Source organism: Roseburia sp. AM59-24XD (assembly GCF_003478445.1).
Classification (GTDB): domain Bacteria; phylum Bacillota; class Clostridia; order Lachnospirales; family Lachnospiraceae; genus Jutongia.
Map to the genome: position 1 here is coordinate 33,848 of NZ_QUET01000003.1, position 15,127 is coordinate 48,974.

Consider the following 15,127-nt stretch of genomic DNA (forward strand, 5'->3'; position numbering starts at 1 on the left):
GTCCGGTATGTGGAGAGAACATAAAAAGCTGTGGAAAAAAAGAACGGTAGCTGCATTTGTGGTGGCGGGACTTTTGTTAAATCTGTTCCTGATCCTGCGGAGTGAATACGGTCGTGATAGATGGACGGAGGCAACCGTATCCTGCTATCGCAGTGTGTACCGTGAGATAAAGAATATGCAGCCGGAAAAGGCAAAGCGTTATCTGGAGAAAAAGTCGAATAACCAGAATGTGGATTATCTGCGTCGCATTGGTTACAGTGAACTGCAGGATGAGACTTCCCATGCCGGCAGCTATGATGATTATCTGGATGCGAGAGAGCAGGACTATTCGCAAAGTGAAGTGTTTGACGCATTTCGAAAGACCAGCAAATATGACAGGAAGGACGCCGCAAAGGTAATGGAGAAGCTGCGCAGGTTTCGGGGGAAAACGCTGGCGGTTGTGCCTTCCAGAGGCTGGCATATTATCTTTCTGTTCTTTCAAACGGATATCGCCGGGCTGATGGTCCTTTTTGCGGCGGCAGCAATCAGCTTTATGCAGGAGAAGGAGCGGGGAGAATATGTCTTTATCCGCACAATGAAACGGGGAAGAGGACCATTTATCCTTCAAAAGGCAGTGGCGCTGATGATGTTCACGGCGGAGGTGCTTTTGCTCTTATATCTGGAAAATATACTGGTGGCGTGGAGACTTTACGGATTGGGGGATCTGCATGCATGTTTGCAGTCCGTAAGCGGCTTTATCGGCACCGGCGTGAAGGCGGAGCTTGGACAGAGCATTGTCCTGTTTTTGGGACTCAAACTTCTGGCGTATTTTCTGGTGATGCTTGTGATCCTGTTTCTGATGACGGTCTGCGGAACACACAGAAGCTGTTTGTCAGCTTTGCAGGGGTCCTTGGGATAAGCAGTGTGTTGTATTGGGGGATACCGGAGAACAGCTGGCTGTCGGTTTTTAAGTATGTTAATATCATGGGATTTCTGCATACGGGGGATATGATGGCAGTATATCGGAATATTGGTCTGTACGGTTTTCCGGTCAGTTATATTACCGTCAGTATTGTTGTCTGTGTGATCGCGGGAGCACTCTTGCTTGCGGCAACCGTGTTAATCTTTAGTGAGCAGAAGATCACGTCCCGTGCCGGACATCGCATTCTGCCAAAGGGGAAACGGCAGAGAAAGATTCGCAGTTATCGTTTATTTTACGGGGAAACAAAAAAGATACTGCATTATCAACATATGCTTCTGTTTGTCGCAGGATTTGCGGTTTTGATTCTGTGGAATTATAAGCCGGTTACCATGCTGTATAATGACGACTCGGATGTCTATTATAAGCAATATGTCGATCAGGTGTCCGGACCGTATACAAAGGCATCGGCGGCAAAGATCCGGGAATGGCAGCAGGAACGGCTTGAGATGGACAAAAAGATTCACGATGAAAAGCATCAGTCCTCCTCGAGGCGGTTCGGTCACGGATCGAGTATGGATACACCAAGGAACGAAATAAGACGAAAGGATTTATGTCACTGCTCAGTCATTTAAACTACAGCTACAGCATACCGGGCGGCGGTCTTTATTATGAGAGAGGCTATGAGCAGCTGACCGGTTATGAGGAGGCATGGAAACGGGATGCACTGCTGGCGCTGGAGAGTGTGCTTATGGTGATCCTGGCGGTGGCAGGCATCTATTCGATCGAGTATAACACGGGAATGATGCGGCTGCTGAAAACGACACCTCTCGGGAGGAAGGATCTGCGAAGTGCGAAGCTGTGGATCGGCGCCGGACTTGTTACTGTGATCTTCGCAATGGTGTACGGCAGCGAACTTTATCGTATATTAAGTGCATTCGGGACGAAGGGCTGGAACTGCTCGGTTGCCTGCATGTCCCATATTCCGATGAAGCTGTCGGGACTGACGGTGGCGGATTATCTGATCTTGATCTTGGCGATGCGTTACATTGGTCTTTTGCTGTTGATGGTCTGCATTTATCTGATCTGCCGGCGCGCCAAAAGCTTTATCATGACAATGGTATATTCGGCTGCTGTATTTGCAGTGCCGCTGGTTTTGTATCTGAGTGGAGTGCAGATTCTGCGTTATATTTTGTTAAATCCGCTGCTTCTGGGAAATATATTTTAGAGGAAAGGTGTGTAAGCATATGGAGATCAGGATATCTCATCTGACAAAACGGTTTGGAGATAAAACAGCACTGGACGATGTGAGTCTTACGCTGGATGCGGGCGTGCATGCACTGCTTGGACCGAACGGAGCGGGCAAAAGCACGCTGATCAATATATTGACGGACAGCATTGAGCGGGACAAGGGGGAGGTTCTGTACAACGATTATGAGATCACGTCGCTGGGAGCAAAGTACAGGGAGCTTCTCGGATATATGCCACAGCAGCAGAGACTGTATGATAATTATACGGCGGAGGAGTTCTTAAAATATATGGCGGCAGTCAAGGGGATCGCACCTGCCGGGCGAGGGAGCAGATTGCGGAGCTTTTGAAGGTGGTAAATTTGTGGGAGGTCCGCCGCAAAAAGGTGGGTGGCTTTTCCGGCGGTATGAAGCAGCGTGTTCTGCTGGCGCAGGCACTTCTGGGAGAGCCTCGCATTCTGATCCTTGATGAGCCGACGGCGGGACTGGATCCAAGTGAGCGTATCAATATCCGGAATTATATTGCCACGGTGGCGCAGAAAATGATCGTGCTTTTTGCCACGCATGTTGTGAGCGATATTGAATGTATTGCGAAGGATGTGATCATGATCCGGGACGGAAGGATCTGTAAAACGGGGACGCCGATGGAGCTGATCGACGGCATGCAGGGAAAGGTGGGCGAGCTGCCGTGTAAGCTGGAGGATCTGGAGCAGCTTCAGACAAAATACTGTGTCGGAAATGTTTATCAGAGACGGGAGGGACTTCGTGTGCGCATCGTGGGGGATGAACTGCCGGAGGAGGCTTTGCCGGTCAAGGACAGTATTGATCTGGAAGACGTGTATATGTATCATGTCATGAATTCATAAAACAACATATAACACGAAAATCTTGTATGTTTCTAAAATACCTTATATTTACCCAAAACTTGCCAGCTTTTATAATGAATTTATCACATAAATACAGCAGGAATGAACCTGCTGCATGGAAAAAGAATGAGGAGGAATTCGTTATGAGAGCGAAAAAATTATGTGCGTTATTGCTGACAACAGCAATGGTTACATCGGTTTTTACCGGGTGTGGTAAAACATCTTCAACAGGAGACAAGGCAAGCTCGGCTGATGCCGGAAGCAGTGCCAAGACAGAGACAAAGGATGTGAAACTGACGGTATGGGGACCGCAGGAGGATCAGGCAAAAATGAAGGGCTACAAAGATGGTATCCTGAAGGCAATGTGTGATTCCTTTAATGAAGAGCATCCGGAGTGGAATATTACATTTGAGTATGGCGTATGCTCCGAGGGAGATGCCAAGGACGTTGTGACAAAGGATGTGGATGCGGCAGCGGATGTTTATATGTACGCAAATGACCAGATTCCAACATTAGTTGAAGCAGGTGCTCTTTCAAAGCTTGGAGGAACGACAGTTGATGAGATCAACGAGAACAACGAAAAGGCAATGATCGACTCCGTAATATATGATGGCAGTGTGTACGGAATTCCGTACACATCAAATACATGGTTCATGTACTATGACAAGAGCAAGTTCAGCGAGGACGAGGTAAAATCTCTCGATAAGATGATGTCCAAGGATCTTGGAAATGGCGTTACAAACTTTGCATTCCCACTGGACAACAGCTGGTACATTGAAGCGTTCTACTATGCTGCAGGCGGCACACTCTTCGGAGACGGAACTGACGCATCTGCAGGCTGCGACTGGGACAGCGACGCCGGTGTGGCAGCAACAAAGTACATGGTAAATCTTGCAAAGAACAAGAAGTTCTCCTGTGAGAAGGACGGAAGCAGTATTGCGAAATTTAAGGACGGCAAGCTGGGAGCATACTGTAGTGGTTCCTGGGATGCAAAGGCAATTAAGGAAGCACTTGGAAAGAATTTTGCAGCTGTACAGCTTCCAACTGTGACAATTAACGGACAGGAAGGTCAGATGAAGTCCTTCGCCGGAAGTAAGGCAATTGGTGTGAACCCGAAATGCGAGAATCAGGATGTGGCAGTTGCACTTGCACGTTACCTTGCAGGCGAAGAGTGTCAGAAGATCCGTTTTGAATCAAGAGGAATTGCTCCGATCAATAAAACACTTGCAGCTGATTCTGCTGTAACAAAGGATATTGTGATCAAGGCACAGGCAAATGAGATTGCCAATGCGGCAGTTGTACAGCCACTTCTCTCTGAGATGGGAAGCTACTGGACACCGGCAGAGACGATGGGTAAAGAAATCGTTCAGGGCGATGTAACAGAGGCAAATGCAGAGAAGAAGACAAAGGAAATGGTAAAGGGTATCCTGAGCAACGGTCTGTAAAGATTACATTTCCGGTAATATCCGTGCTGCAGTAAAAAGCGGCCGGAGGATTAGTAAGGGATAAAGGAGAAATGTCCTATGGCAAATATGATGGATCATGCAAAGGTCATTTCCGTGAAAAATGCACTGAGGCATGGGGATATATTTACCCGTCTCAGTGCGGTTATCATGGGGGCCGGCAATATATGCAGAAAGCAGATCGTCAAGGGTCTGTTATATCTGGCAGCAGAGATTCTGTTTATTGCCTTTATGGTTGTGAGTGGAGTTGGACTGCTTGGCGGTCTTACGACGCTTGGCACTAATGAAGGCGGGGAAGTATTTAATGAAGCGGCACAGGTGTATGAGTATACTTCCGGTGATAATTCCATGTTGATACTGCTTTATGGAATTTTGGCGATCATTGCAGTCATCGCATTTGTGCTTTTGTGGAGATCCTCTCTGAAATCGGCATATCAGGCACAGCTTTTACAGCAGGAAGGCAAAGCAGTTCCGAATTTTCGCCAGGATCTGGCGGCTCTGCTTGATCAGAACCTGCATAAGACACTGCTTGCCGGACCAATCGTCTGTATTATTGCGTTTACAATACTTCCGCTTGTATTTATGGCGTCGATCGCATTTACAAATTACGACAGAAATCATCAGCCACCCGGAAAATTATTTGACTGGGTTGGTTTCAGCAACTTTGGAAAACTTTTAGACAGCTCCAGCGGACTTGGAACAGCATTCTGGCATGTGCTTGGCTGGACGATCGTCTGGGCGGTTTTTGCAACATTTTTGAATTACATACTGGGAATGATCCTCGCCATTGTGATCAATCGTCAAGACACAAAGTGGAAGAGTATGTGGAGATTTATCTTTGTATTGTCCATTGCAATTCCTCAGTTTGTATCACTTCTGGTCATTAGAACCATGCTGCAGCCGGAGGGCTCGATCAATGTTCTTCTCAAACAGCTTGGGCTGATCCAGAAAAGTCTTCCTTTCTGGACCGACGTTACCTGGGCAAGAATTACGATCATTGTGGTAAACCTGTGGGTCGGTGTTCCGTATACAATGCTTCAGGTGACCGGTATCCTTCAGAATATTCCGGCGGATCTTTATGAGGCTGCCAGAGTGGATGGTGCCAATGCGGTGGTCCAGTTTTTCAAGATCACACTTCCGTATATGCTGTTTGTGACAACGCCATACCTGATCACACAGTTTATCGGAAACATCAATAACTTTAATGTCATTTATCTGTTGACAAAGGGTGCTCCGGCAGCACTAAGCTACAACAACGGAACCGCCGGTAAGACCGATCTTTTAGTGACCTGGCTGTATAAGCTGACCATGGACTTTAAGGATTACAATTATGCTGCGGTTATCTCGATCATGGTATTTATACTGTCGGCTGTATTCTCCCTGTGGGCGTACCACAAGACAGGGGCATTAAAGAATGAGGAGGGATTCCAATAATGAATAAGTACCGCATTCGAAAGAAATTTACGAATTTTATAGTGCATGCGTGTCTGACCATTCTGGCATTGATCTGGATTTTTCCTCTGTTCTGGGTGATCATGACATCCTTCCGGGCAGGAAAGGGCTCCTACTCCAGCACTTTCTTTCCGGATAAGCTGACACTCAATAACTATGTGTCCCTTTTTACGGACACAGATGTATTTAATTTTCCACAGTGGTTTTTGAATACGCTGGTGGTTGCGATCTTTTCCTGTATTTTGTCTACGTTTTTCATTGTATCAATTGCTTATGTGACTTCAAGGCTCCGCTTTAAGTCCAGAAAGCTCCTCCTGAATGTGGCATTGGTTCTTGGAATGTTTCCGGGATTTATGGCAATGATCGCAATTTACTATATTTTGAAGGGAATCGGCATGACGCAGGGCGTCTTAAAGCTTGTATCGCTTGTGCTTGTGTATGCCGGAGGCTCCGGTATCCTGCAGTTCTATGTGGCGAAGGGATTTTTCGATACGATCCCGCGCAGCATCGATGAGGCAGCGTATATTGACGGAGCCACGAAATGGAATGTGTTCCGGCGGATCACGATCCCATTATCAAAGTCCATTATTGTGTATACGGTGCTGACCTCGTTTATCGCTCCATGGATCGACTTCGTGCTGGCGAAGGTCATCATCGGTACGGATGCCAAGTATTACACCGTGGCGATCGGACTTTGGAACATGCTGGAAAAGGAAAACATTTACCAGTGGTATACCCGGTTTGCCGCCGGTGCGGTTTGTGTATCCATCCCAATTGCTGTATTGTTCCTGTTTATGCAGCGTTGTTACACAGACGGACTGACCGGAGCGGTGAAGGGGTAAATGTAAAGAGAATTTCCGGAGCTGCGGAAAGACTACTATGATAACATAAACAGCCTCTATGAATGAACACGATATTGCAGATTTCCATATGATGGGAAATGTAATATCGTGTTTTAATATTAAAATAATGTGTAAATAATACACATTTAATAATTGACCGATGTGTAAAGAGTGTGTATAATATAAGCAGATAGGGAGGAGGAATGTGAATGAAGCAAAGAGATTTAGTGAAAAAGCTGGAAAGCGCAGGGTTTGAGTTTGTACGTCATGGTAGAAACCATGATATATATCAAAGAGGTGACGATGAAGAAAAAATTCCGAGACACCGAGAACTTAATGAGCGGTTGGCAAAAGCAATATTGAAAAAGTGGGGATTATAAGAATATTATCTTAGTATATAAATTATTATTGGAGGTTGATAATATGAAGGTGACATATCCAGTGATTTTTACAGATGTTGATACAAATATTTTGATTGAGGTACCGGATCTTGGAATATTGACAGAGGCTAATGAAGAGGGAAAACCTAAAGGCACTATGGCTGATGCAATGATGATGGCGAGAGATGCGATAGGTCTAAGCTGTACACTGCGGAGGATGAGGGGAAGAAAGTTAAACAACCTTCTGTTATGTCTGAAATAGATATTTCCAAAGGAACATTTTCAGAAGAAGGGAAGAGTATTCTTTCACTGGTAGATGTGGATCTGGTTGTGTATCGAAACAGATTGGACAATAAAGCGGTAAGGCGAAATGTGACCCTTCCGAATTGGTTAAATCAGGAGGCTGAAAAGTCTCATTTAAATGTATCTAAGGTTTTGCAGGAAGCACTTATGGCGAAGTTAGGAGTTTCAAGATAGTGATAAAAAATATATTAAAGAGGATGATGGCGTTGTCTCTGGCGGGCTGCCTTGTTCTGACCGGCTGCAATAAACAGCAGACCGAGAAGACAGATACGGCGGAACATACACAGGAATGGAAGACCGCAGAGACAACACCGTTTGGAAGGTACCCGGAGGAGGTCATATATACGCTCGGGAAAATGACCGGAATGAACAATTCCAATTTGCCGAAGGGGGATACCTACGAGGATAATGGTTATACCAGATATCTGAAGAAACAGCTGAATATTCAGAATAAGGATGTCTTTGAGGCGGGCGAAAACGATAATTATCAGGAAACCGTGTCGATGACGATCGCATCCAGGGAACTGCCGGATGTGATGGTGGTCAATGATATGGATATGCTGCAGCTTCTGGTGGACAATGGTTTGATTGAGGATCTGACACAGGTGTATGAGGATTGTACCAGCAGCAGGATCAAGGATATTTATAACAGCTATGGCAGTGAGATTCTGGATAATGTAACGTTCAACGGTAAGCTGATGGCATTGCCGGAGACAAATATTGACGATGGACCAAGCCTTTGCTGGCTGCGCAAGGACTGGATGGACAAGCTGGATCTGGCTGCGCCGGAGACGGTGGAGGATGTGGAGAACATTGTCCATGAATTCGTACAGAAGGATCCGGGTGGCAATGGAAAAGGAGAGACGGTGGGGCTTGTCTGTGACGATGAGCTGACCGGTGGCTGCGGTTACAGCTATGAGTATCAGAACGATATTATTTTTGCAAGCTTCGGGGCATTTCCAAAGCAGTGGATCTACAACAAGGACGGTGAAGTTGTGTATGGATCCGTGCAAAATGAGGCGAAGGCGGCGCTTGGAAAGCTGCGGCAAATGTATCAGCAGGGAACATTAGACAATAATTTTCTGATGCGGGAGAGCAGTAATATTATTGAGCTGATCGTGTCGGGCAGATGTGGATCCTTTTTTGGGCCGTGGTGGTCGCCGAATAATCCGCTGATGTCTGCAATGCAGGAGAATCCGAATGCGGAGTGGCAGCCGTATCTGATCCAGACGGACAAGGATGGTCGGACCTCCTTTGCCTCACAGAATCCAAACGATAAGTATGTAGTGGTCCGCAAGGGGTACAAGCATCCGGAGATCGTTATGAAGATTGTCAGTGTGCTTTTTGATGATCTGAGATATGACGAAGAAGATGTCCGTGAAATGGAACGTTATTATCAGGATAATGTAGATCCGACGGCACGTCCTCTGGCAATCAATGTGGATTACAAGGATGCCCTGATGCGGTGCTATGATTCCTTGAAGGATGCGATCCAGGGCAGGAAAAAGCTTGAAGATCTGGGACTTCTGGAGGGAGCGTATTATATTTCCTGCAGTAAATATATTGACCGGAAGAAGGATACTTCCGCACAGAAATCCTGGGAGGACTGGGCGGCATATGCATCTCGAATGACGGCATGCTCTGTCCTTAGAAAGGGACAGACCAGACAAGTGAAGTCGCTGTTCTTTGGAGAGACGAAGACGATGAAGAGCAACTGGTGGCGGCTTGAAGAACTGGAAAAGAAAGCATATCTTGAGATTGTTACCGGACAGAAGCCGTTGTCGTATTTCGATGAGTTTGTAAAGGAATGGAACCGCCAGGGTGGCGAGAAGATCCGTGGGGAGGTCGCACAGGAGCTTAAGGGGAAATGATGAAGCTGCAAAGTACAAAAGACCTGCGGAAGGAATATCATGGAAGAGGACGGCGATATAAGAATGACCGCAAAAGGATGTTGTGGAACTAAGCAGTGGTGGGAATGACTGCAGGAGGGAGAATTACAGTGCAGACGGAAAATAAAAATACAGAGGCAATCTTAGTGCTGGAGCGGCAGATCTACAATTATCAGCGGGCGAATGCTGAACTGCAGACGAGTTTGGGAGAACGTTCGCTCATGCAGAAATATGGTCTGTATCTGCTGTTAGTTGGCTGGTTTCTTGCTCTGGAATTTATGAAAAACTGGATGGGATTTTTTGTTGAAATCACGGATGTGGCTTATATTCCGATCGTGATTGTTTTCGCAGTACTTCTTGTGCTGGAATACCGTCGCGACAAAAGGCGGCGGGAGAAGATGGAACAGATTAAGGAGAACAGGCACAGATGCAATGAACTCCGGCAGCAGATTGAGACACTCCGAGGGAGAATGTGATCAGTATTGAAAAAATGCACATGTTGCGGTATAGTGTGCTGGGATATGGTTAGGAAAGGCATAGGTTACAGAGATGATGGAGAATATAGAGATTACATTACAGGAATTGCGCAAATGGCGTCCGGACGAGTATCGTCTGGTGGACGTCCGGGATGAAATGTCATTTTCCTATGGACATCTGCCGGGGGCAGAGCATGTGCCGGAGCAGCAGATATCAGACGGCTGGGTGCCGCCGGAGGATGGCAGGAAGACGGTGCTCTATTGCAAAAAGGGCGAGACAAGTCTCGAGGCTGCGGGATTTCTGCAGGAGAAGGGGCATATGGTATACAGCCTGAAGGGCGGATATCTGGCATGGCTGATGGGTACGATGGAAGAAGAGAATGAAAAGGATGAGAAGGAGGAGACGCCGTTTTACCTGGAGGTAGAACAGAGCATCCGCAAACGTTTCAAGAAAAAGATCTGGTGCCGGTTCACCAAAGCAATCAATGATTATGAGCTGGTGAAGGAGGGCGATAAGATTGCGGTCTGCATTTCCGGCGGCAAGGACTCCATGCTGATGGCGAAGCTTTTTCAGGAGCTGAAGCGTCATCACAAGTTCCCGTTTGAGGTTGTATTTCTGGTGATGGATCCGGGATACAGTCCGGAGAATCGCAAGGTGATCGAGAATAATGCCAGGAGACTGAATATACCGATTACAATTTTTGAGTCAAATATATTTGAGGCGGTATTTCATGTGGAGAAATCACCGTGTTATCTCTGTGCGAGAATGCGCCGCGGCTATCTGTACAGCAAGGCAAAAGAGCTTGGCTGCAACAAGATTGCGCTGGGACATCATTATGATGATGTGATCGAAACGATTCTGATGGGAATGCTTTACGGAGCGCAGATGCAAACGATGATGCCAAAGCTTCACAGCTCTAATTTCGAGGGAATGGAGCTGATCCGTCCGCTTTATCTGATCCGTGAGGACGATATTAAGGCGTGGCGTGATGCGAATGGACTTCATTTCATTCAGTGTGCATGCAAATTCACGGATACCTGCTCTTCCTGCGATAAGGATGGACAGAGCAATTCCAAGAGGCTGGAGATCAAAAAACTCATTCGTGAACTGAAGAAAACAAATCCTTTTGTCGAGGGCAATATCTTTAAGAGTGTGGAGAATGTAAATCTCAGTACGATAATCGCCTATAAAAAGGATGGCGTGAAGCATCATTTTCTGGAAACTTACGATGATAAGCAATCTTAGAAATGTAAGTTATGTGCAATATTTAAGATAAGGAGTCTTAACGTTGATCTATTTATTTACTGCGTTGTACCCGGAAGCGAAGCCACTGATCCGTGTATTTTCGCTGAAAAGAGTGCAGGACGGGCTTCCGTTTGATGTGTACGAAAATGCGGACACATCTATCCGGCTTGTGATCAGTGGAACAGGAATGTGCGCTGCGGCATCTGCGACAGCGGCTGTGTTTGGCAGATATAGGGCAGCAAACGAGGATCATCTGATCAATATCGGAACGTGTGCCGGGGAAGTTGGTACGGACGAGATGTCCGGCAAAGCATATCTGTGTCATAAGCTCACTGACCGAAATACGGGACACACTTATTATCCGGATATGCTGTATCATCATGCGTTTGCAGAGGCACAGCTCATCACAGAGCCGGTCGTATGGAGGGGGACAGAAGATTCAGAAGCGTTGAGACAGAAAGCGGAGTCTGCCGTTGACGGAGACACAGCAGAGTCTGTCGCGGACGGAGATCTGTTGTCACAAAGCAGAGAGCGTGCGGCAAACCGGGAAGCCGTTGTGCTTCACGATATGGAGGGTGCCGCAATCTATCAGGCAGGCTCATACTGGCTGGGACCACATCAGATGAGCTTTATTAAGGTGATTTCCGATCATGGAACCGACCAGAGGATAACTCCGCAGACATTAGAACAGGCGGTGGAAAACGCACTGGATGCGATCAAAGACTATGTATCAAATATCGGACAGATCATAGCGCAGAACCGGAGGAATAAGGAATGGGAGACAGAATGCAGCCGGCAGACAGAGAGACTTTGTGAGGAGCTTCACTGTTCGCAGACAATGCGTCTGGCGGTCATTCAGTGTGTCAGATATTGGACACTTGCAGGTATTGATCATAACAGTCTGTTAGAGCAGATGAGAGCGGACGGAGAGCTTCCCTGCCGGGACCGCAGAGAGGGGAAGAAGCGTTTTGATGAGCTTAAAAAGAGATTATTATAATAAAGCATTTTCCCATATATATGTGGAGGAGGCGGTGGCAGAGTATCCGAGAACATGCGAAATTCTCCAAAAATTTCCGGAGGCAGTGCAGATACCGATCCACCATTATAAGGACGTTTTCTGTCGGAAAAGACAGGATATTGCAGGTCAGGAGGAGCATCCGATGCTGATCGTTGCCGCCAAGGAGGGAAGGCTGATCTATGAGGGAGCGCCGGTCTGCCAGAGCTTTGGCAATGAATATTCTATTATACCTCCTGTGTAATGAACTGTATTTATAATTGCGAATATTGTTATCTGAAGGGAATGTATCCGTCGGGCAACCTGGTAATATTTGTCAATATTGAAGATATTTTTGCAGAACTGGAGGAAATACTGGCGAAGCATGATGTGTACCTGTGTGTTTCCTATGATACGGATCTGATGGCTTTGGAAGACCTGACAGGCTTTGTCCGTGCATGGAATGATTTCGTGCGGACTCATCCGGGGCTTCGCATCGAGATAAGGACGAAATGCGGTCGGACCGATTTATGGGACAGATTGGTTCCAAACGAAAATGTGATCTTTTCTTTTACACTTTCGCCGGAGTGGATCCGGAAGGAGTGCGAGCACGGTACTGCCGCTTTAAGAGAAAGAATCCGCTGTGCGGCAAAGGCGATAGAAACCGGATTTCCGGTACGCCTGTGTTTTGACCCGATCATTTATTGTCCGGACTGGCAGAGGCAGTATGATGCAATGCTTGATCAGGTGGCCGGTCAGATTGATATGAGTCAGGTGTGGGATGTCAGTGTGGGGTCATTCCGGATATCACAGGACTATATGAAGAAGCTGCGGCGCAGCCAGAGAGACAGTGCGGTAGTGCAGTTTCCGTTTGTGAATGATGGAGGTGTGTACCATTATCCGGACAGACTGATGAATGAGATGGAGCAGCATGTGGTGGACCGGATCAGAGAATGGATTCCGGAGGAGAAGATCTTTCGGTGGAAGGAATAGAGATTGGCAATAGATGGAAAGGATTTCAGGTGGAAGGAATAGGTAACGGCTGGAGAAGATCTTTCGGCGGAAGGAACAGTGATTGATAACAGACGGAGAAAGGGAAGAAATAGCAGTATGAGGGATCAGGTGAAGAAAAGAGCGATCGTGACAGGAGCATCCTCCGGCATCGGCAAAGAGATCAGCGGAGTGCTGGTGGAGATGGGATACGAGGTGTATGGCTTTGGACGAAGCTTTTCGGATGAGGAGCCGGACCAAATTGACACAAAGCGAGATCTGACGGGAAAAATCTGTACGGAAAATGGGACAGATGCGCAGAACGAAGAAAAGGGAATGCTTCACCGGATCGTCTGTGATCTGCTCGATACGCAGGAGCTAGAAAGACAGATTAAGCAGATCCGCCGGCAGGGAGGCGTTCAGCTTCTGGTGAATAATGCCGGTGTGGGTTATTATGGACTTCATGAAGAATTAAATACGCAGAAGATACAGAAGCTGGTCCGCACAAATCTTGAAGTGCCGATGGTTTTGACGAGTCTGTTACTGAGGAATCTGAAGAAATGTGCCGGGACGATCATTAATATTTCCTCGGTGACGGCACAGCTAAACAATCCGCACGGATGCGCCTATGGGGCGACAAAGGCGGGGCTCAGCAGTTTTTCACGCAGCTTGTTTGATGAGGTGCGCAAGTATGGCGTGCGTGTTGTGACGATCCAGCCGGACATGACGAAAACGGAGCTGTACCGAAATGCGGACTTTGCTCAGGGAGAGGAGGAAGCTTCGTATCTTCTTCCGGAGGAGATCGCAGAGACGGTACGGGATATTCTCTACATGAGAGAGGGTGCGGTCGTGACAGAGATCACACTGCGCCCGCAGCTTCACCGGATCCGGAGAAAATGATCCGGTGATATCGGAAAGAGAAGTGGAAATGATTGCAATAAATGGAAGAATCATCAAAAGAAAGGAAAGGTGATCAATATGAAAATAAATCAACTTAGGACTGCTTTTGCGGCAGTTTTGTTTGGATTGGTTCTGATCCTTGGAGGTCAGAGTGCAAAAGCAGAAACGAAGGATGTTTCCGGTACAGCAAGATATGATCATGCATTTCAGGTGCTGGAGCTGGTAAATCAGGAGCGTGCAAAGGTTGGCGCAGAGCCGCTTGAGATGGATGAAGAGCTTTTGTCGGCAGCAATGCTCCGAGCGGCAGAGACGGTTGTAAACTTTAATCATACAAGACCAAACGGTGAGCGCTGTTTCACCGCCAGCAGCAAGATGTCCGGTGAAAATATTGCAATGGGAGGCAACGTACTTTGCGGCACACCGGCGCAGGTGATGGAACTGTGGATGCATTCGTCCGGACACAAGGCGAACATTTTAAATACCGGCTTTCAATCAATCGGAGTTGGCTGTATTGTTACCTCATCCGGTACATACTGGGTACAGTGCTTTGGTCGTGGTACAACGCAGAGCGTAACGCAGCCTGATAACAAAGAGGTTACTTACCAGGTGGCATTAGATACATCATCAAAAACGACATTGGTTGGCGATACCTCCGGTGGAATCGAAAGTACTCCGACTGCCACGCCCGCACCATCCACAGAAGAAGTGCCGGATACGGGAAATTTCCACTGGTCTGTTGGAATTTTTAAACATATTTTTACCGTAACATGGAATAAACCCGGATCGATCAAGGGATGTCAGATTCAGATTTCCAATAAGAAGAATTTCAAACAGAAGCAGACATTTTCGCCAAAGCAGTCACAGACGAAGCAGGTGATCCGCAAATATAAAGGAAAGAAATTGAAAGCCGGAAAAGATTATTTTATCCGTGTGCGTGCTTATACCGTAAGCAACGGAAAGAAGGTCTATGGACAATGGACCCGTTTGAGATGCCTGGCTTAAAGAGATAATATGCGGGATGCCGGAGTAGAAAGTAAGATTATAAAGAGAATAAAAAATCTTTAAGAGAGATTAAAAACAGGGTGACGTTTTCAAGATGAAAAATGAAACGTCACCCTTGTTATGTGTACAAAAACACACAAAATATAACAGAAAATCACGAAAATGAGAAATGTTGCATC

18 protein-coding genes are annotated in these 15,127 nt (G+C 46.8%); all 18 read left to right on the forward strand.

Annotated features, from left to right (window positions below):
- Positions 1–7 precede the first annotated feature (7 nt).
- The 18 genes from DXA20_RS01805 (at position 8) to DXA20_RS01885 (ending at position 14,948) form a co-directional block, all read left to right on the forward strand.
- Positions 8–898 (forward strand): hypothetical protein, encoded by an 891-nt coding sequence (locus DXA20_RS01805; protein WP_118559065.1) that lies wholly within the window; start codon positions 8–10, stop codon positions 896–898.
- Positions 899–906: 8 nt separating this feature from the next.
- Positions 907–1,533, forward strand: coding sequence for a hypothetical protein (locus DXA20_RS01810; RefSeq protein WP_147403666.1), 627 nt, complete (start codon positions 907–909; stop codon positions 1,531–1,533).
- Positions 1,512–2,126 carry a hypothetical protein gene (locus DXA20_RS01815; protein WP_118559067.1) on the forward strand — a complete coding sequence of 205 codons (615 nt, stop codon included), beginning with the start codon at positions 1,512–1,514 and terminating at the stop codon, positions 2,124–2,126. The genes DXA20_RS01810 and DXA20_RS01815 overlap by 22 nt, the downstream gene beginning before the upstream one ends.
- 19 nt (positions 2,127–2,145) lie before the next feature.
- Positions 2,146–2,496, forward strand: a complete 351-nt coding sequence (locus DXA20_RS17040; RefSeq protein WP_118559068.1) for an ATP-binding cassette domain-containing protein — start codon at positions 2,146–2,148, stop codon at positions 2,494–2,496.
- 2 nt (positions 2,497–2,498) lie between these two features.
- Positions 2,499–3,011 carry an ATP-binding cassette domain-containing protein gene (locus DXA20_RS17045; RefSeq protein ID WP_279222342.1) on the forward strand — a complete coding sequence of 171 codons (513 nt, stop codon included), beginning with the start codon at positions 2,499–2,501 and terminating at the stop codon, positions 3,009–3,011.
- A gap of 143 nt (positions 3,012–3,154) precedes the next feature.
- A complete protein-coding gene (locus DXA20_RS01830) occupies positions 3,155–4,456 on the forward strand; it encodes an extracellular solute-binding protein (RefSeq protein ID WP_118559070.1) in 1,302 nt (433 codons plus the stop codon).
- A 78-nt stretch (positions 4,457–4,534) separates the two neighbouring features.
- Positions 4,535–5,908, forward strand: coding sequence for a carbohydrate ABC transporter permease (locus tag DXA20_RS01835; protein ID WP_118559071.1), 1,374 nt, complete (start codon positions 4,535–4,537; stop codon positions 5,906–5,908).
- The gene (locus DXA20_RS01840) at positions 5,908–6,768 is read left to right on the forward strand and encodes a sugar ABC transporter permease (RefSeq protein WP_022305506.1); all 861 of its coding nucleotides are present in this window, start codon (positions 5,908–5,910) and stop codon (positions 6,766–6,768) included. Before DXA20_RS01835 ends, DXA20_RS01840 begins: the two co-directional genes overlap by 1 nt.
- A gap of 209 nt (positions 6,769–6,977) precedes the next feature.
- Positions 6,978–7,148 (forward strand): type II toxin-antitoxin system HicA family toxin, encoded by a 171-nt coding sequence (locus tag DXA20_RS01845; protein ID WP_118559072.1) that lies wholly within the window; start codon positions 6,978–6,980, stop codon positions 7,146–7,148.
- A gap of 43 nt (positions 7,149–7,191) precedes the next feature.
- Entirely contained in the window at positions 7,192–7,410 is a 219-nt protein-coding gene (locus DXA20_RS17360; protein ID WP_330420564.1) for a type II toxin-antitoxin system HicB family antitoxin, read from the forward strand.
- Between the two features lie 214 nt (positions 7,411–7,624).
- Positions 7,625–9,322, forward strand: a complete 1,698-nt coding sequence (locus DXA20_RS01855) for an extracellular solute-binding protein (protein ID WP_243100490.1) — start codon at positions 7,625–7,627, stop codon at positions 9,320–9,322.
- Positions 9,323–9,450: 128 nt separating this feature from the next.
- Positions 9,451–9,816 (forward strand): hypothetical protein, encoded by a 366-nt coding sequence (locus DXA20_RS01860; protein WP_118559074.1) that lies wholly within the window; start codon positions 9,451–9,453, stop codon positions 9,814–9,816.
- Between the two features lie 73 nt (positions 9,817–9,889).
- Complete coding sequence (locus DXA20_RS01865; RefSeq protein ID WP_118559075.1) at positions 9,890–11,062, forward strand: ATP-binding protein; 1,173 nt, start codon at positions 9,890–9,892, stop codon at positions 11,060–11,062.
- 43 nt (positions 11,063–11,105) lie between these two features.
- Entirely contained in the window at positions 11,106–12,059 is a 954-nt protein-coding gene (locus tag DXA20_RS01870; RefSeq protein WP_118559076.1) for a hypothetical protein, read from the forward strand.
- The gene (locus DXA20_RS16560; RefSeq protein ID WP_243100491.1) at positions 12,034–12,321 is read left to right on the forward strand and encodes a hypothetical protein; all 288 of its coding nucleotides are present in this window, start codon (positions 12,034–12,036) and stop codon (positions 12,319–12,321) included. Before DXA20_RS01870 ends, DXA20_RS16560 begins: the two co-directional genes overlap by 26 nt.
- A gap of 41 nt (positions 12,322–12,362) precedes the next feature.
- Positions 12,363–13,049: an SPL family radical SAM protein gene (locus DXA20_RS01875; RefSeq protein WP_243100492.1), complete on the forward strand. Its 687-nt coding sequence runs from the start codon at positions 12,363–12,365 to the stop codon at positions 13,047–13,049.
- Positions 13,050–13,166: 117 nt separating this feature from the next.
- Complete coding sequence (locus tag DXA20_RS01880) at positions 13,167–13,946, forward strand: SDR family oxidoreductase (RefSeq protein ID WP_118559077.1); 780 nt, start codon at positions 13,167–13,169, stop codon at positions 13,944–13,946.
- A 78-nt stretch (positions 13,947–14,024) separates the two neighbouring features.
- Positions 14,025–14,948: a CAP domain-containing protein gene (locus tag DXA20_RS01885; RefSeq protein WP_118559078.1), complete on the forward strand. Its 924-nt coding sequence runs from the start codon at positions 14,025–14,027 to the stop codon at positions 14,946–14,948.
- Positions 14,949–15,127 lie beyond the last annotated feature (179 nt).

Bases quoted from the DNA above. Each gene is read 5' to 3' on its own strand.
- DXA20_RS01805 (WP_118559065.1), top strand. From the start codon at position 8: ATGTGGAGAGAACATAAAAAGCTGTGGAAAAAAAGAACGGTAGCTGCA.
- DXA20_RS01815 (WP_118559067.1), top strand. From the start codon at position 1,512: ATGTCACTGCTCAGTCATTTAAACTACAGCTACAGCATACCGGGCGGC.
- DXA20_RS17040 (WP_118559068.1), top strand. From the start codon at position 2,146: ATGGAGATCAGGATATCTCATCTGACAAAACGGTTTGGAGATAAAACA.
- DXA20_RS01830 (WP_118559070.1), top strand. From the start codon at position 3,155: ATGAGAGCGAAAAAATTATGTGCGTTATTGCTGACAACAGCAATGGTT.
- DXA20_RS01835 (WP_118559071.1), top strand. From the start codon at position 4,535: ATGGCAAATATGATGGATCATGCAAAGGTCATTTCCGTGAAAAATGCA.
- DXA20_RS01840 (WP_022305506.1), top strand. From the start codon at position 5,908: ATGAATAAGTACCGCATTCGAAAGAAATTTACGAATTTTATAGTGCAT.
- DXA20_RS01845 (WP_118559072.1), top strand. From the start codon at position 6,978: ATGAAGCAAAGAGATTTAGTGAAAAAGCTGGAAAGCGCAGGGTTTGAG.
- DXA20_RS17360 (WP_330420564.1), top strand. From the start codon at position 7,192: ATGAAGGTGACATATCCAGTGATTTTTACAGATGTTGATACAAATATT.
- DXA20_RS01865 (WP_118559075.1), top strand. From the start codon at position 9,890: ATGATGGAGAATATAGAGATTACATTACAGGAATTGCGCAAATGGCGT.
- DXA20_RS16560 (WP_243100491.1), top strand. From the start codon at position 12,034: ATGAGCTTAAAAAGAGATTATTATAATAAAGCATTTTCCCATATATAT.
- DXA20_RS01875 (WP_243100492.1), top strand. From the start codon at position 12,363: ATGTATCCGTCGGGCAACCTGGTAATATTTGTCAATATTGAAGATATT.
- DXA20_RS01880 (WP_118559077.1), top strand. From the start codon at position 13,167: ATGAGGGATCAGGTGAAGAAAAGAGCGATCGTGACAGGAGCATCCTCC.
- DXA20_RS01885 (WP_118559078.1), top strand. From the start codon at position 14,025: ATGAAAATAAATCAACTTAGGACTGCTTTTGCGGCAGTTTTGTTTGGA.